This is a genomic window from Rhodoferax sp. (assembly GCF_028689295.1).
Classification (GTDB): domain Bacteria; phylum Pseudomonadota; class Gammaproteobacteria; order Burkholderiales; family Burkholderiaceae_C; genus Rhodoferax.
Map to the genome: position 1 here is coordinate 114,888 of NZ_JAQTWL010000001.1, position 22,617 is coordinate 137,504.

Here is a 22,617-nt window from a genome sequence, read left to right on the forward strand (position 1 = left end):
AGGAGACTGACATGACTTTCTCTTCCAAATCCGGCCAACGCGGCTTCACTTTGTTCGGTTTGCTTTTTGTGGGGGGGCTGGTCGCCGTAACGGGTGTGCTTGCCGCGCAGGTGGTGCCCACGGTGATTGAATACCAAACCATTCTGAAAGCGGTGAACAAAGCCAAAGATGGCAATACGGTGCCTGAAGTCCGCATGATTTTTGACCGGGCCGCGAGCATTGACGCCATCAGTTCGATTACCGCCAAAGACCTGGATGTGACCAAAGAAAACGACAAGGTGGTCGTCAGTTTTGCCTATCAGCGCGAATTCAAACTGGTGGGCCCCGCCTTTCTGACCCTCAAGTACAGTGGCCAATCGAATTGATAGTCCAGGCGAAGGTTTGAACGCGGGGCTGGTGACCCTGCAACAGCGCTTGCAACACCATTTTGCCGATGCGGGTTTGCTCAAACGCGCGCTCACGCACCGCAGCTTTTCAGTCGACCATAACGAGCGCCTGGAGTTTTTGGGCGACTCGGTGCTGGGCGTGGTGGTGGCCGACATGCTGTACCGGCGCCTGCAGAGTCTGCCCGAAGGTGATTTATCCAGGGTGCGGGCCAACCTGGTCAAGCAGGACACCTTGCACCAGCTGGCGGTGTCGCTGGGCTTGCCTGAGGTGATTTTGCTGGGCGAGGGCGAAATGCGCTCCGGCGGCCAGAAGCGGCCGTCCATTCTGGCCGATGCCCTTGAGGCCGTGATTGGCGCAGTCTATCTGGATGCCGGCTTTGCCGCGGCGCAAGCGCTGGTGCAGCGGCTTTACCAGGCGGTGCAGATCAACCCCGAGATGGACGCCATCGGCAAAGATCCCAAGACCGAGTTGCAGGAATGGCTGCAGGGACGCCGCCTGAAACTGCCAAGCTACCGGGTGGTGGCAACGCTCGGTTTGGCGCACAAGCAAAGCTTCGATGTGGAATGCGAAATTCCGGAACTCAACCGCGCCGAACGCGGTATTGGCGGCTCGCGTCGGGCTGCCGAGCAGGCCGCAGCGACGGCCATGCTGCAAATTTTGAAAGCGACAGTAAACTCATGACTACCCCTAAAAAGACAGCTTCCAATGCCGACGCTCCGGTGGTCGAGGTGCAATCTAACCTGGAAGACCTGTTGGCCGGCATGCGCCGCGACATGCGCCCCGCGGGGGCCGCCGAGGCGCCGGTCGCGGGTCAGCGTTGCGGCCTGATTGCCATCGTGGGCAAACCCAATGTGGGCAAATCCACGCTGCTCAATGCACTGGTGGGGCAAAAAATCAGCATCACCTCGCGCAAGGCGCAAACCACGCGCCACCGCATCACCGGCATGCACACCATGGGCGCGACCCAGTTTGTGTTTGTCGACACCCCGGGTTTCCAGACCCTGCATGGCAATGCGCTGAACAAGTCGCTCAACAAGACCGTGGTCGGTGCAGTGGCGGATGTGGACCTGATCCTGTTTGTGGTGGAAGCCGGCAGCTTCACCCCGGCTGACGCCCGCGTGCTGGCGCTGCTGGACAAAAAAATCCCGACGCTGCTGATTGCCAACAAGCTCGACAACGTGCACCGCCGCGGCGACATTGCGCCCTGGCTGCAGACCATGCAGGAAAAACACGCCTTTGCCGAGTTTGTGCCGATGTCGGCCAAGAGCGCCAAGGATGTGGAACGCCTGCTCGACATCTGCGCCAAGTACCTGCCCGAGCAAGCTTGGTGGTACGCCGCCGATGAACTCACCGACCGCAGCGAACGCTTCATGGCCGCTGAGATGGTGCGTGAGAAGCTGTTTCGCCTGACTGGCGACGAGCTGCCCTACACCTCGACCGTCATCATTGACAAGTTCGAAGAAGAACCGCCCCAGAAAAAAGGCCAGAAGCGGCTGCTGCGTATTGCCGCCACCATCGTGGTCGAGCGCGACGGCCACAAGGCCATGGTGATTGGCGACAAGGGCGAGCGCATCAAGCGCATCGGCATGGAGACCCGCGTCGAACTTGAAAAGTTGTTCGATTGCAAGGTTTTCATCGAGATGTGGGTCAAGGTGCGCTCCGGCTGGGCGGATGACGAAGCGCGCGTGCGCTCTTTTGGCTACGAGTAAGCGCTGAGCTGACGCTTTCACCATTCTCAGGTTTTGGGGTGGCAGGGGATGGGTTGGGGCGGCAGCCTCATACTGTCAAAGGCCCAGAAATCGGCCGCCACCCCAACCCATCCCCTGCCGGGGAGTGCTGGTTGAACTCGAACGGCGGAGGTCAAAAATGCAAATTTGGTGCGTCAACGCGGGTGACTGTATTGCAGCTGAGATTCATGACACCAGGCTACTGAGTGCATCCAGCGGGCTGGCCGTGCCGCCCGCTGCCACCTTGAGCACATGGGTGTAAATCATGGTGGTGCTGACATCCGAGTGGCCCAGCAATTCTTGAACGGTGCGGATGTCGGTGCCAGCTTGCAATAAATGGGTGGCAAATGAGTGGCGCAAGGTATGAACCGATACCCTCCATCAGCCGCATACCCGTGCCGTACAGCAGCCGGGCCAGCAGTGCAGCGACGCCGTCCAGTTGGGCCAAAAGGCCTGCCACTTCATCCTTGGTCAACACCGAAGGAATGCGCTTGGTCTGTTGGGGGCGCCCGATGTTGCTCAGCCAAGGCAAATCGATGACCAGCACTTCGCGATACAGAAACAGCAATGCACTGAGCGCCTGGTTGTGCGTGGACGCAGACACCTTGCGCTCATTGGCAAGCATGACAAAAAAGCCTCCACATCCGTCACACCCAACTCGCGCGGATGGCGCATGCCACCAACTTGCACAGCATTCCAGCGGATGAAAAAACGTATCCAATACAGATAAGCTTTCTCGGTTTTGAGGCTATAGTGCAAATACCGAACCCGCTCTCGCACCTGATCGAGCAAGCGGGTTGACTGCAACAAGGGAGCACCGGGTTTCATGGATAATTTATACCTGTGTTTGTGTACAGTGTACACATCGCAATCCCAATGTGCAAGCGACTTACAGCACGATTTTTAAAAGATGTATCGTCAGTCCCAAGATGTATCAATCGGGGTTTGCCGTCTACATTACGTTAACCAAAGGAGTCCTTCATGGCTGATAAGAAAGTCGTTTTCGTTGCCTTCGCAATTGAGGACGTGCGCATCCGCGACATGATCAAGGGGCAGTCTTTGCATACCGACTCGCCCTTCGAGTATGTAGACATGTCGGTCAAAGAAGCCTATGACGAGGAGTGGAAGAAGAAAGTGCGGACTCGCATTCTTCGGTCCGATGGTGTCCTTGTAATTGTCACCAAGAACTCCCTCAACTCTAGTGGGCAGAAGTGGGAGATTCAATGTGCCAAGGAAGAGAAGAAGAAAATGCGCGGCATCTGGGCTTACAAGGAGGACCGCACCGACCTCGTCGGTGTGAATACGATGGTCTGGACTTGGCCCAACATCGCAGCCTGGATTGATAGCCTCTGATGCGAAAAGCACTCGTCGTCGGTATCGACTACTACACCAACGTTTCGCCGCTCTATGGTTGCGTGAACGATTCGTTTGCGGTTAAGGCCATGCTTGATCGGCACGCCGATGGGTCAGTGAACTTTGGCGTGAAGCATCTAACCGCCACTGGACCAAGTGATCCTGTTGAGCGAGACGAGCTTCGGCAGGCTATCGAAAGCCTCTTCGCCGGTGATGGTGAAGTTTCGCTCTTCTACTTTGCAGGGCATGGTCACATCGAAGCAACTGGCGGCTACCTTTGCTCGTCCGACGTGAAGACCGGTAACGACGGCGTGCCATTGGCTGAGATCATGATCATGGCCAATCAGTCGAGGATTCAAAACCGCGTGATCATTCTCGATAGCTGTCACAGCGGCGTCGCGGGAGGAAGCGCGTTGCAGCAGAAGGTGACCGAGATCAGCGATGGGGTAACGATCCTCACAGCATCAACAGCGGAACAGTATGCAACCGAGGAAGATGGTGCCGGTGTCTTTACCAGCTTGTTAGTCGATGCGCTCGGCGGTGCTGCCGCAAACCTAGTCGGAGATGTGACGCCGGGTGGTGTCTATGCACACGTAGACCAGTCGCTCGGACCATGGGCGCAACGGCCTGTCTTTAAGACTAACGTCAAGCGGTTCGTTTCCTTGCGCAAGATACCCCCCCCCTTCGAGCTTGCTGAACTTCGCCGGATTTCAGAGTTTTTCCCGACTCCCGGCTTCCAGTTCCAACTCGACCCCACATATGAGCCGGAGCGGCACGAATCCTGGGCCACGAACCCGCAAGGCATTCCACCCCCGGATCCTGATCACAATGCAATCTTCAAGATCCTGCAAAAGTACAACCGCTTTGGGCTTCTCGTGCCTGACGATGCTCCGCACATGTGGCATGCCGCCATGGAGGGCAAGACCATTCACCTCACAGCTCTCGGCGAGCACTACCGGCGGCTAGCAGCGAAAGGGCTCATATGAGCAGCCGATTGTTTTTCAGCACTCTGAGCGGGAATTGGCATAACAAGTCGTTCCAGCGGACCGTGAAAAAGCTGCGCCTTTCGCCGCCCGCTGAACTCCAACGTCGACCCTCATAAGAACCTAAAGAGACTCTGCTATGCCATTTGAAGCCAAAGCGTATCGCGTGTTGATTGCCTCGCCAGGCGATGTTGGTGATGAGCGACTAGTCATTCCAGAGGTAATAAACGAATGGAACGCCGTATCCGCGTTTCGTGCAAAGTCGATATTGATGCCCGTTCGGTGGGAAACCCACACTTACCCAGCAATGGGGGACCGACCGCAAGCGATCATCAACGAGCAGATCGTCAAAGACTGCGATCTCTTAGTGGGCATATTTTGGACGCGTATCGGCACTCAAACAGGCGTCTCAGTTAGTGGGACGGCGGAAGAGATAGAGCAATTCGTTGCGCAGAAAAAACCAGTAATGCTTTACTTTTCGCAGACTCCAGTAGACCCTGAAAAACTTGATATTGACCAATTTAAAGTCATGCGGGAATTCCGCGACAAAATGCGCCGTAGCGGGCTTACAGAGTCTTACGCTGGAACGGCTGACTTCCGACAGAAGTTTGTCCGCCAGCTAAGCTTCAATGTTGATAACCTGCTCAGCTTAGCTCAGAAACCCACTCGTCCGGCATCCCGTCCATCGTCTGATGCCAAGGCTGGACCCGCTGCTCTATCCCCTTCAGCGGCATTTCTCGGAAAAGAGGCCATTGCGACGAGGGATCAGGTCTCAGACTATGTTGTTAAAGCTATTCAGAGTACAGCGGCTGAGGACGGCTGGGCAAACATTGCTGCAGTGGGCCAGTATCTGAGCACATACACACCTATAAAGTACAAGTTACTCGGCTACGAGACGCTCAAGTCATTCTTGGTTTCCACCAAACTCGTTGAGCTCAAGGCAGAAAAGAAGTCTCCTCGTGCCCAGACTTTGGACTCGGCCTCAGTCCGGCTAATCGTCAAGTAATACTGATGCTGTCTAAGTGAGGGTTAACAGGTTGCTCGTCGCGGACACACAGCAGCAGAATGCCGCTCCGCGGCGAGTGCTGCGTGCCGGACAGCGCCAACGTTGGGCAACACAAGAGCGCTTCCGAAATGCTTAGCGTTGCTGTTCATTTTGCCGTCGGGTCGGGTGCTTCACTGCTCATGTTTCTGGGCTTCACTTGGTTATCGGGGGCGCGGAGCTTCTCTGCACCGTTCGCAGTCCTGTTCATCGGTTTCACATGCGGGTTGCTCTCGCACTTCGTTTCGCCGTGGGCGACCCCTGTGGTTCTTGTCCTGTACGGCGTAGCATCGGCCATTGAGTATCGCAATGACCGCATTACCGCAAACAAGCATGCCTCGGAGACTGCCCGCCAATGATTGACGTTGTGTCGCCCAACAGCACGCCCCACCCGGACGCGCGGGAAACACCGCACCTTGGTCAAGTAGCGCTGCCGCGCGCCGGTGGGCGTGAACGTTGGGCCTAACCAATGTCACTACCACGGATGACTAACCGCTTCCAAAGGCACTTTGCAAGTCGAAAGGCTTTGCGAAAGGCCCACCCTACAGCTCGGGGAAACAATAGCCCAAGGTTGACTATCGAGACGGTCAGTCACGTGGCTCAGATAGCCTTGGCTGTGGTTGCAATATTCGGTTACTTCTACACTGTTTTACCCGTCTATCAGAAGGAAAGACTTGCTGAACAGGTTGCCGAATACGAGGGCATTATCAAGAAGCAAGCGCCTAAGATCGCCGAAGCCGAAGGGCGTTTGGCCGAGTTGGAGCAAGAACGCTGGCGGCTGACGCAAAACCTAAAGAATATTGAAGGGCAATTGTCGATAGCGCGCGATCAGAAGAGCAAGATTGAAGGTCAGGTTCAGTACATGACCTTCCGCTATCGATTACCCGACGGGACTCCCGCAACAACTCAACAACAGGTACGGACGGCACAGACCCTTGAATTGCGGCGATCATTTTTGTCGACCCTTAATATGTCATGTACCTTGGGCTTGGGTGGTGATGTGTTCCCCTCCTATTCGCATCTCAAGGAAGATGAGAAGAGCAAGTTCTGGCCGTTTACCGAAAAGGAACTCGGTATATGGAAGGAATATGGCCCAAAGTATCCGCTAAAGCGAGCGACTGAATGCATCGACTCTGTTGCTGCCAGCTTTTCGCAACGCTACGGGAGTGATGGCCCTACTTCGGATATCGAAGAACTTCGCAAAGAGGCTGTTCAATACGCGAACACTGCTGGATCAAAACAATGGGCACCACCATTTGAACCGGCAGACCTGTTGCAAGAATTGGGTGCCAAACGGTCCGCAATAGAGTCTGATATGAACGCCGCACTCAATAAGGTAGAGGATGAATACGGTGATTGGGAGTCTGTCTTCGGAGAATCTCGACGCGCTATCTTTAAGCATAACTACGAGGTCAGAAAACAAAACGCAAAAACTCAAGCCCTCAGTAGCCGCTTGTCCCTGGCATACAGCACGCAAGAAAAAGCAAACGTATTTAGAAAAGGCATTAACCAAGAAGTTAAACGTTTGATCATCAATGAAGACAAGAGAGGTTCAAGGTAATGAAGCTCTTGCCCAACCCATCATTCCACCGGACCTGTGTGAAATGCCGCGCAGTCCGGTGAATTCAAACGTTGGGCATGTGTAACCCCGTGATAACGAAATCAAAGAATCGATAACTATGTATTACAAGTACAGAGGCAACTCAAAATACACGGATATGATCTTTTCCACGGGGAAAGTGCGTTTATCGACAGCGCATGCACTTAACGATCCGTTTGAATGTTCTCTCCAAGTAATTGGCGCAAATTGGATAAAAAAAAAACTCTTGAGATGAAAAGCGCCGGAATTGCTGGTTTTGTTATTGCGGTTCATAAATCTATAAAGGAAAGAACTCCATTTTTTGGGGTAAATCCAGATGAGCTTCCGCATATCCTTGAAATACTTTCCCAAAAAACCGACATAGCAAGCTCGTATGAGTATTACAAGGATGTAATGTTGAGAGTAAACGGACATCCATCTTCCAACCCTGATACGTTATTCGAAAACCTAGATGATCAGCTGAATCAGGTCGGAATATTCAGTTTGTCTTCAAGTTGCTCAGTTCAGTTGCTTTGGGCGCACTACGCTGAAGATCACAAGGGAATTTGCATCGGGTTTTCACCAGAAGAAGGTAAGAAATTTTGTAGCACAGAAAATTTTATGAAGGTGATTTATTCGGATGAAATACCAAGAATGTCTGATGAAGGGTTTAATGTTCAGATGAGTATGAGTGTTGATGAATCAGGCAGGCCGTACACTTCTTCTTTTAAGATCGCCTTTTCAGATAAAACGTTTCAATCTGCAATAAGAACAAAGCCAACTTGTTGGGCGTATGAAGAAGAATGGCGTTACGTTGAACCATTGGGAGGAGACTACGAATGGCCAGGCAGAATATCAGAGATTGTTTTTGGCCTAAAATGTCCTCAAAAAGTACGGGAACATTATATAAATCTAGCCACTAGAAACATTCCAAATGAAGTTCTTCTTTATGAAATGGTAAAACAAGAAGGGGGAAACAAGGTTGTACGCACCCCCTACAAAATCGAGAAAACAACACCCCCCATTTCGCTCGCAAGCGGGAAAACAGTAGATCAAGACGGAAATAAGATAAAGCAGCTGAGTGTTGAGCAATTTGCTCATGAAGTAATGAGACTGCTAGAAAAACGTGATTTCGAAGAGGCTTTGTATCAACTTGACTCCAATTCAAGTGATTCACCTGATTCACCACACCTTCTAAATTTAAAAGCAATGGCCTTGGGGATGAGTGGAGACCATGAAGGCGCTCTTGATGTGTTTAGCAAATTAAATAATATGTTCCCCGATCAACCAGATATTTTATATCAACAAAGTTGCGCTTTAAGCGCGCTGCTTAGAAACTCTGAGGCTATTGAACTGCTCAAAAAGGCTAACGAATTAGATCACAATGATCCAAGCATTCCTTTCAACCTCGGCGTAGAGATAATTAGGGGCGGTGGCGATATTGAATATGCGAAAGGCGTTCTTAATACTTCGAGATTAATGGGGCACCCAAGAGCGGCCTTGGTGTTAAAAAGTTTGAATGAACAAGAACTACTTAAGCCCAACAGTCAGGTCAACAAGGACGCTTCGCGCTGACGCGCTCGCGCCTGTTACCTGAAACGTTAATGCACCAAATCCGATGAATTGGATGACCGCTGTCTGGAAATTTGGCTGTCGGCTTCGGGTCTTTTAAACTTAATCGGACCTCCAAAACCCCAAAAATGATGAATTTTTATTAATGGCCACCAAGCGCATTTCTGACGAACCGGCCTATGTGCTGCATCGCTACGACTGGAGCGAAACCAGCCTGATTCTGGACGTGTTCACCCGCCACCATGGCCGCATGGCGCTGGTGGCCAAGGGCGTCAAGCGGCCCAGTTCCAGCTTTCGACCGATTTTGTTGCCATTGCAACCGTTGCACCTGGCTTTTGGTGGCGAGGCTGAAATCAAAACCCTCAAAGCTGCCGAGTGGCAGGGCGGTCACGTCATGCCGACCGGTGACGCGTTGATGTCGGGTTATTACCTCAATGAGCTGCTGATGCTGCTGCTGGCGCGTGAAGACCCACATCCGGTTTTGTTTGATGTTTATGCCAGCGTGGTGCAGATCATTGCCAGCGAGCACGGCGAGGTGCTCGAAGCAGCCCTGCGTGCCTTCGAGCTCTTGCTGCTGCGTGAAATTGGCCTGCTGCCCTTGCTCGATACCCAAACCATGACGCTGCTGGCGCTGCACCCGGATGAACATTACAGTTTGGTGCCCGAAGGCGGTTTGCGACTGGCCAACGACGCTGACCGCAGCAGCTTGAGTGGAGCCCAGTGGACGGCGCTGCAACTAGCCCTGGGGGACCGCGTGTCCCTCACGACAGTGTTGCGCGCTTGTGCTGAAGTGGCCAGCGCGCTCAAGCCCCAATTGCGCACCCTGCTCAATTACCATTGCGGGGTGCCCACCCTGCGCACCCGGCAAATGATGATTGATCTGCAAAGCTTATGAACACTACTTCCTTGTCTGTCAACCTCAACAAGGTTGCGCTGGTGCGCAACACCCGGCACCTGGGCATCCCCAGTGTTACTCGCGCGGCCACGCTGTGCCTGCAAGCCGGTGCCAACGGCATCACCGTGCACCCGCGTCCCGATGAGCGCCACATTCGCGCCAGCGATGTGCCCGAGCTGGCCAAATTGCTCAAGGACTGGCCGGACCGCGAGTTCAACATCGAGGGCAACCCCTTGCACAACCTGATGGACGTGGTGGGTGCGCTGGTGGCGCGGCAGCTGCCGGTGCACCAGGTCACGTTTGTGCCCGACGCGCAAGGCCAGTTCACCAGCGACCATGGCTGGATGTTCCCGGCCGATGCAGCGGTGCTGAAGCCCTTGATCGATCAGGCACACGCGTGGGGTTTGCGTGTCAGCCTGTTCATGGATGCCGATGCCTCCGTCATGGCGGCGGCCAAGGCCGTGGGCGCGGACCGCGTCGAGCTCTACACCGAACCCTACGCCGCCGCTTGGGGCACGCCCGGTCAGCCAGCGCAACTGGCGCGATTTGCCAAAGCCGCCCAAGCTGCGCTGGACGTGGGGTTGGAAGTGAATGCCGGCCATGACCTGAACCGCGACAACCTGACCGCCTTTATCGCTGGCGTGCCGGGCGTGAGCGAAGTTTCGATTGGTCACGCGCTGATCGCCGATGCGCTGGAGCTGGGTTACAGCGCCACCGTCAAGGACTACCTGCGGTGCATTCGTGAAGCCGCATGATCTACGGCATTGGCACTGACATTTGTGACGTGCGCCGCATCCAGGCCAGCCTGGATCGCCACGGGGAACGCTTTGCGCAAAAAATCCTGAGCGATGCCGAACTCGCCACCTGGCGCCAGCGCAGCCAGCGCTGGCCCGAGCGTGGCGTGCGCTACCTGGCCACGCGTTTCAGTGCAAAGGAAGCGTTCAGCAAAGCCATCGGCCTGGGCATGCGTATGCCCATGACCTGGCGCCTGTGCGAGGTGGGCAAGCTGCCCAGCGGCCAGCCGCACATCGTGTTGCACGGCGAACTCAAAACATGGTTCGAGGCCAAAGGCCTGAGCGCCCACATCAGCGTGACCGATGAAACCGACTACGCGGCGAGCTTTTGCGTGGTGGAAGGCAAAAGCGACAATGCGCTGTCATCTTTTTCATAAGGTACATCATGACCCTGCACGCCCCCCTGATCATCGACATCGCCGGTTTGACCCTCAGTAAACAAGACAAGCGGCGCCTCAAGCACCCGCTGGTGGGCGGCATGATCCTGTTTGCCCGCAACTGGCAAAGCCGTGACCAGCTCACCGCGCTGTGCCACAGCATCAAGAAGCTGCGCAAGGATTTGCTGATTTGTGTTGACCACGAGGGCGGTCGCGTGCAGCGTTTCAAGACCAATGGTTTTACCCATTTGCCGCCCATGCGCGCTCTGGGCGAACTGTGGCTGAAGGATGGCAAGGCCGGCGAGGGCAGCGGTGCCATGCGTGCCAACCGCGCCGCCACCGCTTGTGGCTACGTGCTGGGTGCCGAGCTGCGCGCCTGCGGCGTTGACCTGAGCTTTACCCCGGTGCTGGACCTGGATTACGGTGAGAGCAGCGTGATTGGCGACCGCGCCTTTGCCCGTGACCCGCGCGTGGTGAGCCTGCTGGCCAAAAGCCTGATGCACGGTATGCTGCAAAGCGGCATGGCCAACTGCGGTAAACATTTCCCGGGTCACGGCTTTGTCAAGGCCGATTCACACACCGACATTCCGGTTGACAAGCGCAGCCTCAAAGCTATTCTGGCCGACGATGCCCAGCCCTACGACTGGCTCGGCACGGCCCTCGCCAGCGTCATGCCGGCCCATGTGATCTACCCTAAGGTCGATGCCCGGCCGGCTGGTTTCTCAAACAAATGGCTCGGTGACATCCTGCGCGGTCAACTCCACTTTAGCGGCGCGGTATTCAGCGACGACCTGTCCATGGCCGGTGCCCGCGTGCTGGACGGCCAGCCGGTCAGTCCGACCCAGGCGGCCGTGGCGGCACTGAATGCCGGCTGTGACCTGGTGCTGCTGTGCAACCAGTCAGCAGGCGAGGGCGCCGAGCTCGACGCCCTGATCAACGGCCTGACCGAAGCACAACTCAAGGGTCAGTGGCAGCAGCTCGACGCCAGCGAAGAACGCCGTCTGGCCTTGTTGCCTGCCGGGCACGCCACGCCATGGGACGATTTGATGGTGCAGCCAGCCTACATGCAGGCGCTCGACCTGCTGCCCTGAACTCAGGGCGAACGGTGCAGCCGTGGCGCTGACAGCTCGGCGATCATGTCGTTGGTCGCTGCGTCCACATCGGGGTGCAGCTTGAGCAGATTGCCCGCCATGAGCAGCTTGCGCAGGTCCTGCAGGTCTTTCACGGTGGGTGCCACCTTGATCTGCGCAAGGGCAGCCGAGCTGTTGCCGCCCTTGATCAGACCGACTATTTTGGGTGCCCAAACGCTGGGACGTGACATGTGCAATTTCCTTTGAGTGGGGTGGCTATTTTGGCTGGTCTTGCGTCGCCATGCGAGAAAATTCAAATCTTTAAAAACTTGCAGGCCAGACTATGAAAGACAAACTCCTCAGCAGTGGCCTGGTGTACAGCACCGACAGTGGCCGGATGTGCCCGCAATGCCGCCAGCCACAGGCGCAGTGCAGTTGCCGCTCGGCCGTCAAGCGTCCGGCGGGCGACGGCATCGTGCGCGTGTCGCGCCAGACCAAGGGGCGGGCCGGCAAGGGCGTGACGCTGGTCAAGGGCTTGGACCTCGATGACGCGGCCCTGATCGCTTTGGGCAAGCAACTCAAGACCGCCTGCGGTTCGGGCGGCACGGTGAAAGACGGCGTGATCGAAGTGCAGGGTGACCATGTCGAGCGTGTCATGGCGCTGCTCAAGGCCCAGGGCCACAGCGTCAAGCGTGCCGGGGGCTGAGGTAAGTCCCTAAGGCTCACCCGCAGCTTCCCACAGCCGGGCGCCCGAGGTTTCCAGATGCGTCAAGTACACCCGCACCTCAAATTCGAGCTGGTGGTAGCCGGGCTCCATGTGTTGGCAGAGCTGGTAAAAAGCCTTGTCGTGGGCTTTTTCCTTCAGGTGCGCCAGTTCGTGCACGGTGATCATTCTCAAAAATTCATCGGGAACGTTTTTGAACAGCGACGCGATGCGGATTTCGCGCTTGGCCTTGAGCTTGTTGCCCTGCACGCGTGACACGCTGGTGTGTGTGCCCAGCGCGTTTTTCACCACATGCAGCTTGCTGTCAAACAGCACCTTGTTGACCGGTTCGGCGCCGCGCAGGTAATCGGATTTAAGCGCTTGCACATAGTCAAACAGGGCGCGGTCGGTGCGCACCGTGTGCGCCTGCGGGTATTTTTGCAACAGCCAGTCGGCCACCTTGCCGTGCTGCAGCATGTGCGCCACCTGCGCCAGCGTGGCGGCGGGGTAGCCTTGCAGGTATTTCAAACCAGCGCCGTGTCTTGGGTCAGCACCTCGCCGCGCAGCGTGAAGGTGCGGGTGTCGGTGATGGTCACATCGACCATCTGGCCGACCAGGCGCGGCTGGCCGACAAAATTCACCACCCGGTTGCACTCGGTGCGGCCCATCAGCTCGGTAGTGTCGCGCTTGGACGCGCCTTCGACCAAAATGCGCTGCACCGTGCCCATGCGGCTCTCGGAAATGCGCTTGATGCTGTCGTTGATGACCGTTTGCAGGTGCTGCAGCCGGCGCAGCTTGACCTCGTGGGGCGTGTCGTCTGCCAGGTTGGCCGCGGGTGTGCCCGGGCGCGGGCTGAAAATGAAGCTGAAACTGTTGTCAAAACCCACGTCGTCGATGAGTTTCATCATCTTGCCAAAGTCGTCTTCGGTCTCGCCCGGAAACCCCACAATGAAGTCGCTGCTCATCGCCATGTCGGGGCGGATGGCGCGCAGCTTGCGCACCGTGCTCTTGTATTCCATGGCGGTGTAGCCGCGCTTCATGGCCATCAAAATGCGGTCGCTGCCGTGTTGCACCGGCAGGTGCAGGTGGCTGACCAGTTTGGGCAATTTGTCGTAGGCGGCAATCAGCGAGGGCGTGAACTCGTTGGGGTGGCTCGTCACATAACGAATGCGCTCTATGCCGGGAATGTCCGACACGTATTCCAGCAGCGTGGCAAAGTCGGCCATTTCCGACGTCTCTCCCATCGGTGCGCGCCAGGCGTTGACGTTTTGCCCCAGCAGGGTGATTTCCTTCACGCCCTGGTCGGCCAGGCCGGCTACCTCGATCAGCACGTCCTCAAACGGGCGGCTCACTTCTTCGCCGCGCGTGTAGGGCACCACGCAGTAGCTGCAGTATTTGGAGCAGCCTTCCATGATCGACACAAAGGCGCTGGCGCCTTCCACCCGCGCGACGGGCATGTGGTCGAACTTTTCGATCTCGGGAAAGCTGATGTCCACTTGCGAGCGGTTCAGGCGCGCCCGTTCATCGAGCATTTGTGGCAGCCGGTGCAGGGTTTGTGGTCCAAAGACCACATCCACATAAGGCGCGCGGGCAATGATGGCTTCGCCCTCCTGGCTCGCCACGCATCCGCCGACGCCGATCAGGGCGCCTTTTTTTTTCAGGTGTTTGACGCGGCCCAAATCCGAGAACACCTTTTCCTGCGCCTTTTCGCGCACCGAGCAGGTATTGAACAGGATCAGGTCGGCCTCTTCCACATTGTCGGTTTGCGTATAGCCCTGGGCTGCACCGAGCACGTCGCTCATTTTGTCCGAGTCGTACTCGTTCATCTGACAGCCGTAGGTTTTGATGAATACTTTTTTGCTCATGGTGAAACTGGTGTTGTGTGTTTTTTTGCCACCGTCACCGGCAGGGCGAGCAGCCCACAAAAAAGCCCTTGAGGGCAAAGAAGCAGCGGTTCATGGTGTTCATCCAGAGGCTGTTGAAGAAGGCGCAATTTTAAAGCACGGGCGTTTTTCCCGACGCCGCCAGCGCGCGCAGCTTGTCTTTTTTGCTTGGGCGCATGCCCTTGATGCCGCCGTTGCCGGGAGCCTCGGGGGCGCTGGAGGCGGGCGGTGCGGCCTCTGTCGCCTCGAACCCCGGGATGCTCTCCAATTCAACCTCAAGTCGCTGGCGCTTCGCAATCAGCCGCCAGTGCGCCAGCGTGGCAGCACTGACAAAGCTCAGCGCCAATCCCGGTTCACCCGCGCGGCCGGTGCGGCCCACGCGGTGGGTGTAGTCGCTGGCCGAGCGCGGCAAGTCGAAGTTCACCACCACCGGCAAGCCCGCAATGTCCAGCCCGCGCGCCGCCACATCGGTGGCCACCACCACACCCAGGCGATCGGCCTTGAAGTCGGTCAGCACCTGCGTGCGCTTGCCCTGGCTCAGCTCACCGTGAAAGGGCTCGGCCGTCAAGCCGGCCTTGCGCAGCTTGTCGGCCACAATTTCTGCCGCAAATTTGGTGGCCACAAAAACCAGCACCCGTGTCCAGGCGTTCTGCCGGATCAGGTGGCGCAGCAATTGGGTGCGTTTGGGCGTGTCCACGGCAATGGCGCGCTGAACGATGGCCGTGGGCGGTGCGGCGTCGGGGCGCACATCCACGCGCACCGGGTCATGCAGCAGGGTGTTGGCCAGGGACTGCACGGCTGGCGCGAAAGTGGCCGAGAAAAACAGGCTTTGGCGTTTGGCGGGCAGCAGTGCCAGCACTTGGTTCAGTTCTTCGGCAAACCCCAGGTCGAGCAGGCGGTCGGCCTCGTCGAGCACCAGCAGACGCACGCCAGAGAGCTTGAGGGCGTTGTGCGCCACCAGGTCCAACAGCCGCCCCGGCGTGGCCACCAGCACCTCGGTGCCGCCACGCAAGCCCATCATTTGCGGGTTGATCGAGACCCCGCCGAACACCACGCTGACCCTGGGCTGCTGGGGCAAGTGCTGCGCCAGGGCACGCAGGGTGTCGCCCACCTGGGTGGCCAGCTCGCGCGTGGGCACCAGCACCAGAGCCTGCGCCTGCCTCCCCGTGGAGCCTGTCAGGCCATGCAGCAGTGGCAACGCAAACGCCAGCGTTTTGCCCGAGCCGGTGTGCGCGCAGCCCAGCACATCGCGGCCCTGCAGTGCCGGCCCAATGGCTCCCAACTGGATGGGTGTGGGCGCGTCGAAACCCATGCCGCGAACGGCCTCAAGAAGCGGGCTGGACAAGCCAAGTGTGGAAAAGGACATAGGAATGGTGCGGGGTGAAGTCAGGGGCGGCAAGGAGGAGCGGCAATATAGTGGGGCAGTTTACGTGTTTCGCATCAGCCAGCAGTGGCAGACGGCGGCCATGGGGCGGGACGCATAATCACCCCCACTCGCGGCCGCCGTCAGCAGGCGGCACACAGCAGACTCAAAGGACAACATGAAAAAAACATTCCAACTCAACATCGAAGGTAAAAACCGCGACCGCGTGCTCGATGCCACCAAACACGAAGTTCGCCAGTACATCAAGCGCGAGCGCCGCAAAACCCTGCCCGAGGGCGTTGACTTTTGGGACTTTGACTGCAAGTTTGGTACTAACCCGGACAACGCCCAGGGGGTGCATTTTGCCACCCTGACCGCCTTGATCGACGCTGTGGCCAAAGAGGGCGGCGATGCGTTTTACCTGGAACTGCTGGCCAAACCGGGGCACCGCACCGCCCGCATTGGCGCTGATCCGCAAGCAGACGATAGCCTTTAATTGAAAAACCCGCAAAGGCCGTTGACCGATGCGGGTTCTTGGTTTTTGGTGGTGGTAGGTGGACTTGAACCACCGACATCAGCATTATGAATGCTGCGCTCTAACCAACTGAGCTATACCACCGACAGGGCGAGATTATAGCGATTCGCCAGCCACTTTTTGGCTGGCTGCGTGTCATTGGTGGGTAAAAACGGCCTTGCGTTTGTTGACAAACGCGTCCATGCCTTCTTTTTGATCGGATGTGGCAAACAAGGCGTGAAACAGCCGGCGCTCGAACATGATGCCGTCATTCAAGGTGCCTTCAAACGAGCGGTTGACCGATTCCTTGACGGCCATGACGGCCACTTGCGAGAACTCGCTGATCAACAGGGCGGCGCCCAGCGCTTCTTCCATCAGTTTATCCAGCGGCACCACGCGGCTGACCAGCCCGGCGCGTTCGGCTTCATTGGCATCCATCATGCGCCCGGTCAGCGCCAGGTCCATGGCCTTGGCTTTGCCCACCGCGCGCGGCAGGCGCTGCGTGCCACCGGCACCGGGAATGATGCCGAGCTTGATCTCGGGTTGGCCAAAGCGGGCGTTGTCGGCGGCGATGATGAAGTCGCACATCATGGCCAGTTCGCAGCCGCCGCCCAGCGCAAAACCGCTCACCGCGGCGATCACGGGCTTGCGCACGGCGCGAATTTTTTCCCAGTTGCGGGTGATGAAGTCGTCTTTGTAGACATCGGCAAAGGTGTAATTGGCCATGCCGCCAATGTCGGCGCCGGCGGCAAACGCTTTTTCGCTGCCGGTGATGATCATGCAATGGATGCCGGCGTCAGCGTCGAAGGCGTGCAGCGCGGTGCCGAGCTCGGTCATGAGCTGGTCGTTGAGCGCGTTGAGCTGCTTGGGTCGGTTCAGCGTGATGATGCCCACCTTGTCGGCTTCGGTGCGCACGGTGATCAGTTCGTAAGTCATGGGGTCTCCTGTTGGTGAAAATTTGAGAAATCAAGCGGCGACTTCGCCATTGAGCCAGGCGTTGACAGGCTTTGTGTCGGTCACCGAGAGTGTGGCATTGCGCACGGTGTCCGGCAAGTTCAATGACAGCGTCAACAGGCGCTGGTCGCGGGCAATCAGCGCCCGGCAACGGGTGTCGCTGCCGAGGTAAGTGGTCAGGTCGTCGAGTTTGTTGAGTCGCCAGCGGTGGCTGGTTTTGCCCTGGCCCGTGGTCACGCCCAGCCACTCGTCGCCCGCGGCAAAACCAGCCAGTTCGGCGGCGCTGCCGCGCAGCACGCTCTTGACGCGGATGCCTTGCTGCTCATTGAGCTTCAGGCCCAACTGGTCTGGCAGTGGGGCACGCTCTTCCTCAACGTGAATGCCGTGCTGTTTCAGCAGTTTCTTGAGCGGCAGGTCAGCCGTGCCATGTACCCATTGCTGCAGCTCCGTCGCATACGATTTGCCCGACAGCTCGGCCAACACCGCCAGCAGGTCGTCCTGCGTCATGGGGCCGCCCTGGCAGCGCAGCCACAGCGCGCGCATCACCGCGTCCAGGCTGGTCTTGCCACTGTGGCGCAGGCTCAAATCCAGGCACAGTGCCACCAGCGAGCCCTTGGTGTAATAGCTCACCGTGGCGTTGACGGTGTTTTCGTCCTGCCGGTAGTACTTGACCCAGGTGTCACGGCTGGATTGGGCCACGCTTTGCACTTGGCGCCCGGGCGTTTGCAACACCTGATGGATGGTCTTGGAAAGCAGCTTGAGGTAATGCGCGTTGTCGATCAGCCTGGCACGGCGCAGCAAGAGATCGTCATAGTAATTGGTGAAACCTTCAAAAAACCACAGCAGTTCGGTGTAGTTTTCCTGTGTGTAGTCGTAGCGGGAAAATTCAGCCGGGCGCAGCCGTTTGACGTTCCAGGTGTGAAAGTACTCGTGGCTGATCAGGCCGAGCAGTGTGGTGTAGCCATCCGACGGCGCGCCCGATTTGGCTTGGCCATGACGCGGCAAATCGGCGCGTTTACAGATCAGCGCGGTCGAATTGCGGTGCTCCAGCCCGCCATAACCCTCATGTACGGCGTTGAGCATGAACAGATAGTGGCGCTGTGGCGCCTGCTGCGGCTGGCGACCATGCCAAAAGCTGATTTCGGCCTCGCAAATGGCCTGGGTGTCGGCCAGCAGGCGCGCGCCGTCAAAGCTGGCAGGCGCACCCGAGACGATGAACTGGTGCTTGATGCCGGCGGCGACAAATTCTCCGCGCCAGAAGGGCCCAAGCTCGACCGGACTGTCCACCAGTTCGTCGTAGTTGGCGACCAGGTAGTCGCCAAAGCCGCGCTTGGTGATTTTGCTTGGATTCAGAGCCGTGGCGGCTTGCCAGTCCTTGGGCAGACCCTCGTCGGCCAGCGTCAACTGATGTGGCGTGTCTTCCTGGCCGTGCACGCGCAGGCACAGGCTGGTGCCGTTGAAAAAGCCGCGCTGGGTGTCGAGCCAGGCGGTGCGCACCGAGTTGTCAAACGCATAGACCTGATAGGTGAGCACCAGCGCCTTGCCGGCTTTGGCGTCGATTTGCCAGCTGCACTTGTCGCGCTGGGTGATGACCACCGGTTTGCTGCCTTGCCGCGCTTGCAGGCCTTGCAGGTGTTTGGCGAATTCGCGCACCAGATAGCTGCCCGGAATCCAGACCGGCAAACTCACCACCTGATCAGCAGCGGCTTGGGCGACGGTGAGCGTGACTTCGAACAAATGCGCGTGCAAATCCAGCGCGCGCACCAGATAGCCCACGGGGGCTGGAGTGGCAGAAGGCGTCAGCGCGCCCATCAGTTCAGGCGTTTTTCAACCTGATCAGCACCAATGGCGCCAGGCACGCGGCTGCCATCGGCAAAGACCAGTGTGGGGGTGCCGGTGATTTTGAACTTGCGCCCCATTTCCACATTGCGGGCAATGGCCGTGCTGTCGCAACTGGCGGCGGCTGGCGTCACATCGCGCACCATCCAGTCTTGCCAGGCTTTGGTCTTGTCTTTGGCGCACCAGATGTTTTTGGACTTTTCAGTCGAGTCAGGGCTCAGGATCGGATACAAAAACAGGTAAACCGTCACGTTGTTGATCTTCTGCAGATCCTTTTCAAAGCGCTTGCAGTAGCCGCAGTTGGGGTCTTCAAATACCGCCAGTTTGCGACTGCCGTTGCCGCGCACAATGGTGAAGGCGTCCTTGAAGGGCAGCGCAGCAAAATTGATCGCGGTGAGCTTGTCGATGCGTTCTTCGGTCAGGTTGCGCTTGAGCCGGGTGTCGATCAGGTTGCCCTGCACCAGGTAATTGGCTTCCGCGTCGGTGTAATAAATCTCGGCGCCATTGACACGCACCTCGAACAGGCCCGGAATCGGCGTTTTGCTGACTTCGTCAATTTGCTGCAGCTGCGGGATGCGCTCACCCAGGTTTTTGCGGATGGCGGCTTCCTGCGACCAGGCCGAACTGGCCAGCAGCAAGGCGCAAGCGATCAGGGGGGAGAGGAGTCGTTTCATGGGTGTCCAGTGTGGATGAGTTAAGCGCTGTCTGAGCAGTCGGCGTGAAATAAGTTCTAGATGCCCATGGCCCGGCGCGCCGCCCAGTGCTTGGAGAAGCCCAGACGCTCAAAGCCCGACAAGCCCCAGTTGCGGACCTTTTGCCAGCCAGGGCCGGGTTTGTCGAACAACTGCTGCAAGGCCGTCATGGCGGCGTCAGTCGCGGTGACTTCGGTTTTGCGGGCGCGCTCGTACTGGCGCATCAGTTTGGCATCGTTGACCGGACGCCAGTAGGCCCGGCTATGCAATATCCGGGTGAGCTCGGCCACATCGCCCAGACCCAGATTCAGTCCCTGGCCGGCCAGCGGATGCACGGTGTGTGCCGCATCGCCCGCCAGCGCCCAGGCCTGGCCGTTCATGACCCCGACCCAGCGGCTGGCCTGCGCCGACTGCAGTGGCCAGGCCTTGCGCGGGCTGATCAGGGTGAGCTTGCCCAAAACGCCTTCGCTGATCTGCTCAAGCTGTTCGCAAAAGTTGTCTTGCGCCTCGACCAGCATGTCTTGCGTGCGGCCATCGCGCACCGACCAGACCATGGCCACGGTGCTGCCTTGGGCGCCGTCGAGCGGCAAAAAGGCCAGGATTTCACCTTGGGTGAACCACTGGCGCGCCACCTGGGCGTGCGGTTTTTCGCACTGCAGACGCGCCGCAATGGCGTGCTGCGGGTAACGCGTGGCCACAAACTCAACGCCAAATTCTTCCCGCGTGCGGCTGGCCTTGCCTTCGCACACCACTGTCAGCGCGGCCGGGCAGGGGGCATCCAGCAGCTCGATGTGCGGCTGAAAGCGCACTGCATCGCGCAACTGGGCCTCCAGCGTGGGCACATCGACAATCCAGGTTAGCGCCGGCACGACCAGCTCGGTCGCGGAAAAATTGACCGCGCCACCGTCGTCACCCTTGACCTGCATGTCGATCACTGCAGTGGCGTGCGCTTCATCGGGCCAGCAGCGCACCGATTCGAGTAGCGCCCTGGACTTGGCGTTGAGCGCATAAGCCCGCACGTCAGGCTCGCTCGTGGCTGGCATTGGGGGGGCATAGAGACCGATGCGCAGCCGGTCGCGCGCCAGCAGCAGCGCCAGCGCGTGCCCCGCAATGCCGCCGCCGCGAATGCAAATATCCAAATGATGTGTCATGGCGCGGATTGTAGAAGCGCGCCAAAAAGCCGCATCGCATACACTCACCCCCTTGATTTTGCAGGTTTTCAGGGCATTTTTCGCGGCCTGACCTCATTGAAGTTTGTTTTAGGATTTGTTATGAAATGTGGCATCGTGGGCTTGCCCAACGTCGGTAAATCGACCCTGTTCAATGCGCTGACCAAGGCCGGCATCGCGGCTGAAAATTACCCCTTTTGCACCATCGAGCCCAATGTGGGCATTGTTGAAGTGCCCGACGCCCGACTCGACGCCCTGTCGGCCATCGTGCATCCGGAGCGCGTGCAGCGCGCCATTGTCGAATTTGTCGATATTGCCGGTCTGGTGGCGGGTGCCAGCACCGGTGAGGGCCTGGGCAACAAGTTTTTGGCGCACATCCGCGAGACCGACGCCATCATCAACGTGGTGCGTTGTTTTGAAGACGACAACGTGATCCACGTGTCCGGCAGGGTGGACCCGATCTCGGACATCGAGGTGATCCAGACCGAACTCTGCCTGGCCGACCTGAGCACGGTGGACAAGGCGCTGTCGCGTTACCAGAAAGCGGCCAAATCGGGTGGCGACAAGGAAGCGGCCAAGCTGGTCGGCATCCTGGAGCGCTGCCAGGCCGCCCTGAACGAAGCCAAGCCGGTGCGCGCACTGGACTTCAGCAAGGAAGAGCAGCCACTGTTGAAACAGTTCTTCCTGATCACGGCCAAGCCCGCCATGTTTGTCGCCAATGTGGCCGAAGACGGGTTCGAGAACAACCCTTTTCTGGACCGCCTGACGGCCTATGCCACCGCGCAAAACGCGCCGGTGGTGGCCATTTGCGCCAAGCTGGAGGCCGAAATGGCCGACATGAGTGATGAGGACCGGCTGATGTTCCTTGAAGAGCTCGGCTTGCATGAGCCGGGTTTGAACCGCCTGATCCGCGCGGCCTACGATTTGCTGGGCCTGCAGACCTACTTCACCGCCGGCGTCAAGGAAGTGCGCGCCTGGACCATCCACAAGGGCGACACCGGCCCGCAAGCCGCCGGCGTGATCCACACCGATTTCGAGAAGGGCTACATCCGCGCCCAGACCATCGCCTATGACGACTTCATTGCCTTCAAGGGCGAACAGGGCGCCAAGGACGCCGGCAAGATGCGCGCCGAAGGCAAGGACTACGTGGTCAAGGACGGCGACGTGATGAACTTCCTGTTCAGCTCGTAAGACATTGCCGCCTAGGCGCCAAAAGCGCCCATCAGCGCGGCCGTCATGGTGATGTAGCGCGCACATTTTCCGATGGCCATGTAACCCAGGCAAGGCCAAAAGGGCAACTTTAGCCAACCTGCCACCGCGCACAGGGGGTCGCCCACCACCGGCAGCCAAGCCAGGAGGCAGGCCTTGGGGCCGAGCCGTTCCAGCCAGGCCAGCGCGCGCAGGTGGTGTTTTGAGTGCCGGTATTTGTCCACCACCTTGTGCGAAGCCAGTCCCATCCACCAGGTGACTGCGCCGCCGAGCGTGTTGCCGACCGTGGCCACGGCAATCGCCGGCCAGAACAGCGACGGGTTGAGTTCCACCAGGCCGAACACCACCGGCTCCGAACCCAGGGGCAGCAGGGTGGCCGACACGAACGACACTGCAAACACGCTGCTGAGTCCAAATTTTGGCAGCGCCAGCAAGGCGAGAAGGTGATCGATCCAGAGTTCCATGGGTGCCGCAGTATAGGTTTTGCGGGGTGACTGCAAGGATCGTGCTTT

At 58.3% G+C, this 22,617-nt stretch carries 24 protein-coding genes, 1 tRNA gene and 1 pseudogene; 15 read left to right on the forward strand and 11 right to left on the reverse strand.

What is annotated here, in order from left to right; genetic code table 11:
* Window positions 1-11: 11 nt before the first annotated feature.
* The 3 genes from PHF15_RS00625 to era all read left to right on the forward strand — a co-directional run bounded on the left by PHF15_RS00625 (window position 12) and on the right by era (window position 2,096).
* Window positions 12-365, forward strand: coding sequence for a DUF4845 domain-containing protein (locus tag PHF15_RS00625; RefSeq protein WP_300117883.1), 354 nt, complete (start codon window positions 12-14; stop codon window positions 363-365).
* Between the two features lie 16 nt (window positions 366-381).
* Window positions 382-1,068: a ribonuclease III gene (rnc, locus tag PHF15_RS00630; protein WP_300117885.1), complete on the forward strand. Its 687-nt coding sequence runs from the start codon at window positions 382-384 to the stop codon at window positions 1,066-1,068.
* An 80-nt stretch (window positions 1,069-1,148) separates the two neighbouring features.
* Window positions 1,149-2,096, forward strand: coding sequence for a GTPase Era (era, locus tag PHF15_RS00635; RefSeq protein WP_300118598.1), 948 nt, complete (start codon window positions 1,149-1,151; stop codon window positions 2,094-2,096).
* Between the two features lie 204 nt (window positions 2,097-2,300).
* On the opposite strand, the pseudogene PHF15_RS00640 reads toward era, so the two are convergent.
* A pseudogene (locus PHF15_RS00640) lies at window positions 2,301-2,942 on the reverse strand (phage integrase N-terminal SAM-like domain-containing protein).
* A 153-nt stretch (window positions 2,943-3,095) separates the two neighbouring features.
* Between PHF15_RS00640 and PHF15_RS00645 the strand changes: the two are divergent.
* The 9 genes from PHF15_RS00645 (at window position 3,096) to nagZ (ending at window position 11,800) form a co-directional block, all read left to right on the forward strand.
* On the forward strand, window positions 3,096-3,467 hold the full coding sequence (locus PHF15_RS00645; protein ID WP_300117887.1) for a hypothetical protein: 372 nt from the start codon (window positions 3,096-3,098) through the stop codon (window positions 3,465-3,467).
* The gene (locus PHF15_RS00650; protein ID WP_300117889.1) at window positions 3,467-4,453 is read left to right on the forward strand and encodes a caspase family protein; all 987 of its coding nucleotides are present in this window, start codon (window positions 3,467-3,469) and stop codon (window positions 4,451-4,453) included. Before PHF15_RS00645 ends, PHF15_RS00650 begins: the two co-directional genes overlap by 1 nt.
* A 136-nt stretch (window positions 4,454-4,589) precedes the next feature.
* Window positions 4,590-5,456, forward strand: a complete 867-nt coding sequence (locus tag PHF15_RS00655) for an OST-HTH/LOTUS domain-containing protein (protein WP_300117891.1) — start codon at window positions 4,590-4,592, stop codon at window positions 5,454-5,456.
* 631 nt (window positions 5,457-6,087) lie between these two features.
* A complete protein-coding gene (locus PHF15_RS00660; protein WP_300117893.1) occupies window positions 6,088-7,053 on the forward strand; it encodes a hypothetical protein in 966 nt (321 codons plus the stop codon).
* A 219-nt stretch (window positions 7,054-7,272) separates the two neighbouring features.
* Window positions 7,273-8,646: a DUF2971 domain-containing protein gene (locus PHF15_RS00665; RefSeq protein ID WP_300117896.1), complete on the forward strand. Its 1,374-nt coding sequence runs from the start codon at window positions 7,273-7,275 to the stop codon at window positions 8,644-8,646.
* Window positions 8,647-8,788: 142 nt separating this feature from the next.
* Window positions 8,789-9,538 carry a DNA repair protein RecO gene (gene recO, locus PHF15_RS00670; RefSeq protein WP_300117898.1) on the forward strand — a complete coding sequence of 250 codons (750 nt, stop codon included), beginning with the start codon at window positions 8,789-8,791 and terminating at the stop codon, window positions 9,536-9,538.
* Window positions 9,535-10,293 (forward strand): pyridoxine 5'-phosphate synthase, encoded by a 759-nt coding sequence (locus tag PHF15_RS00675; protein WP_300117899.1) that lies wholly within the window; start codon window positions 9,535-9,537, stop codon window positions 10,291-10,293. The genes recO and PHF15_RS00675 overlap by 4 nt, the downstream gene beginning before the upstream one ends.
* Entirely contained in the window at window positions 10,290-10,709 is a 420-nt protein-coding gene (acpS, locus tag PHF15_RS00680; protein WP_300117900.1) for a holo-ACP synthase, read from the forward strand. Before PHF15_RS00675 ends, acpS begins: the two co-directional genes overlap by 4 nt.
* An 8-nt stretch (window positions 10,710-10,717) precedes the next feature.
* Window positions 10,718-11,800 carry a beta-N-acetylhexosaminidase gene (nagZ, locus tag PHF15_RS00685; RefSeq protein WP_300117901.1) on the forward strand — a complete coding sequence of 361 codons (1,083 nt, stop codon included), beginning with the start codon at window positions 10,718-10,720 and terminating at the stop codon, window positions 11,798-11,800.
* A 2-nt stretch (window positions 11,801-11,802) separates the two neighbouring features.
* Here nagZ and PHF15_RS00690 read toward each other — a convergent pair whose 3' ends face one another.
* Entirely contained in the window at window positions 11,803-12,030 is a 228-nt protein-coding gene (locus PHF15_RS00690; RefSeq protein WP_300117903.1) for a hypothetical protein, read from the reverse strand.
* 92 nt (window positions 12,031-12,122) lie between these two features.
* Between PHF15_RS00690 and PHF15_RS00695 the strand changes: the two genes are divergently transcribed.
* Window positions 12,123-12,485 (forward strand): translation initiation factor Sui1, encoded by a 363-nt coding sequence (locus PHF15_RS00695; RefSeq protein WP_300117905.1) that lies wholly within the window; start codon window positions 12,123-12,125, stop codon window positions 12,483-12,485.
* Between the two features lie 9 nt (window positions 12,486-12,494).
* Here the strand turns inward: PHF15_RS00695 and PHF15_RS00700 are convergent, their stop codons facing one another.
* From PHF15_RS00700 to PHF15_RS00710, 3 genes are all read right to left on the reverse strand, one after another.
* Complete coding sequence (locus tag PHF15_RS00700; RefSeq protein WP_300117907.1) at window positions 12,495-13,010, reverse strand: YgjP-like metallopeptidase domain-containing protein; 516 nt, start codon at window positions 13,008-13,010, stop codon at window positions 12,495-12,497.
* On the reverse strand, window positions 13,007-14,347 hold the full coding sequence (gene miaB, locus PHF15_RS00705) for a tRNA (N6-isopentenyl adenosine(37)-C2)-methylthiotransferase MiaB (protein WP_300117909.1): 1,341 nt from the start codon (window positions 14,345-14,347) through the stop codon (window positions 13,007-13,009). The genes PHF15_RS00700 and miaB overlap by 4 nt, the downstream gene beginning before the upstream one ends.
* Before the next feature lie 130 nt (window positions 14,348-14,477).
* Window positions 14,478-15,731: a DEAD/DEAH box helicase gene (locus PHF15_RS00710; RefSeq protein WP_300117911.1), complete on the reverse strand. Its 1,254-nt coding sequence runs from the start codon at window positions 15,729-15,731 to the stop codon at window positions 14,478-14,480.
* Between the two features lie 175 nt (window positions 15,732-15,906).
* Here PHF15_RS00710 and PHF15_RS00715 point away from each other — a divergent pair, with 175 nt between their 5' ends.
* Window positions 15,907-16,224, forward strand: a complete 318-nt coding sequence (locus PHF15_RS00715; protein WP_300117913.1) for a DUF6172 family protein — start codon at window positions 15,907-15,909, stop codon at window positions 16,222-16,224.
* 46 nt (window positions 16,225-16,270) lie between these two features.
* On the opposite strand, the gene PHF15_RS00720 is transcribed toward PHF15_RS00715, so the two are convergent.
* From PHF15_RS00720 to PHF15_RS00740, 5 genes are all read right to left on the reverse strand, one after another.
* Window positions 16,271-16,347: transfer RNA gene (locus PHF15_RS00720), tRNA-Met, on the reverse strand.
* Window positions 16,348-16,398: 51 nt separating this feature from the next.
* Window positions 16,399-17,178, reverse strand: a complete 780-nt coding sequence (locus PHF15_RS00725; RefSeq protein WP_300117915.1) for an enoyl-CoA hydratase — start codon at window positions 17,176-17,178, stop codon at window positions 16,399-16,401.
* A 30-nt stretch (window positions 17,179-17,208) separates the two neighbouring features.
* A complete protein-coding gene (locus tag PHF15_RS00730) occupies window positions 17,209-19,008 on the reverse strand; it encodes a peptidase M61 (RefSeq protein WP_300117917.1) in 1,800 nt (599 codons plus the stop codon).
* The gene (locus PHF15_RS00735) at window positions 19,008-19,709 is read right to left on the reverse strand and encodes a DsbC family protein (protein WP_300117920.1); all 702 of its coding nucleotides are present in this window, start codon (window positions 19,707-19,709) and stop codon (window positions 19,008-19,010) included. Before PHF15_RS00735 ends, PHF15_RS00730 begins: the two co-directional genes overlap by 1 nt.
* 56 nt (window positions 19,710-19,765) lie before the next feature.
* Complete coding sequence (locus PHF15_RS00740) at window positions 19,766-20,878, reverse strand: FAD-dependent monooxygenase (RefSeq protein WP_300117921.1); 1,113 nt, start codon at window positions 20,876-20,878, stop codon at window positions 19,766-19,768.
* A 120-nt stretch (window positions 20,879-20,998) separates the two neighbouring features.
* On the opposite strand from PHF15_RS00740, the gene ychF reads away from it, so the two are divergent.
* The gene (gene ychF / locus PHF15_RS00745) at window positions 20,999-22,087 is read left to right on the forward strand and encodes a redox-regulated ATPase YchF (protein WP_300117922.1); all 1,089 of its coding nucleotides are present in this window, start codon (window positions 20,999-21,001) and stop codon (window positions 22,085-22,087) included.
* Between the two features lie 11 nt (window positions 22,088-22,098).
* On the opposite strand, the gene PHF15_RS00750 is transcribed toward ychF, so the two are convergent.
* On the reverse strand, window positions 22,099-22,569 hold the full coding sequence (locus PHF15_RS00750; RefSeq protein WP_300117923.1) for a YqaA family protein: 471 nt from the start codon (window positions 22,567-22,569) through the stop codon (window positions 22,099-22,101).
* Window positions 22,570-22,617: the final 48 nt, after the last annotated feature.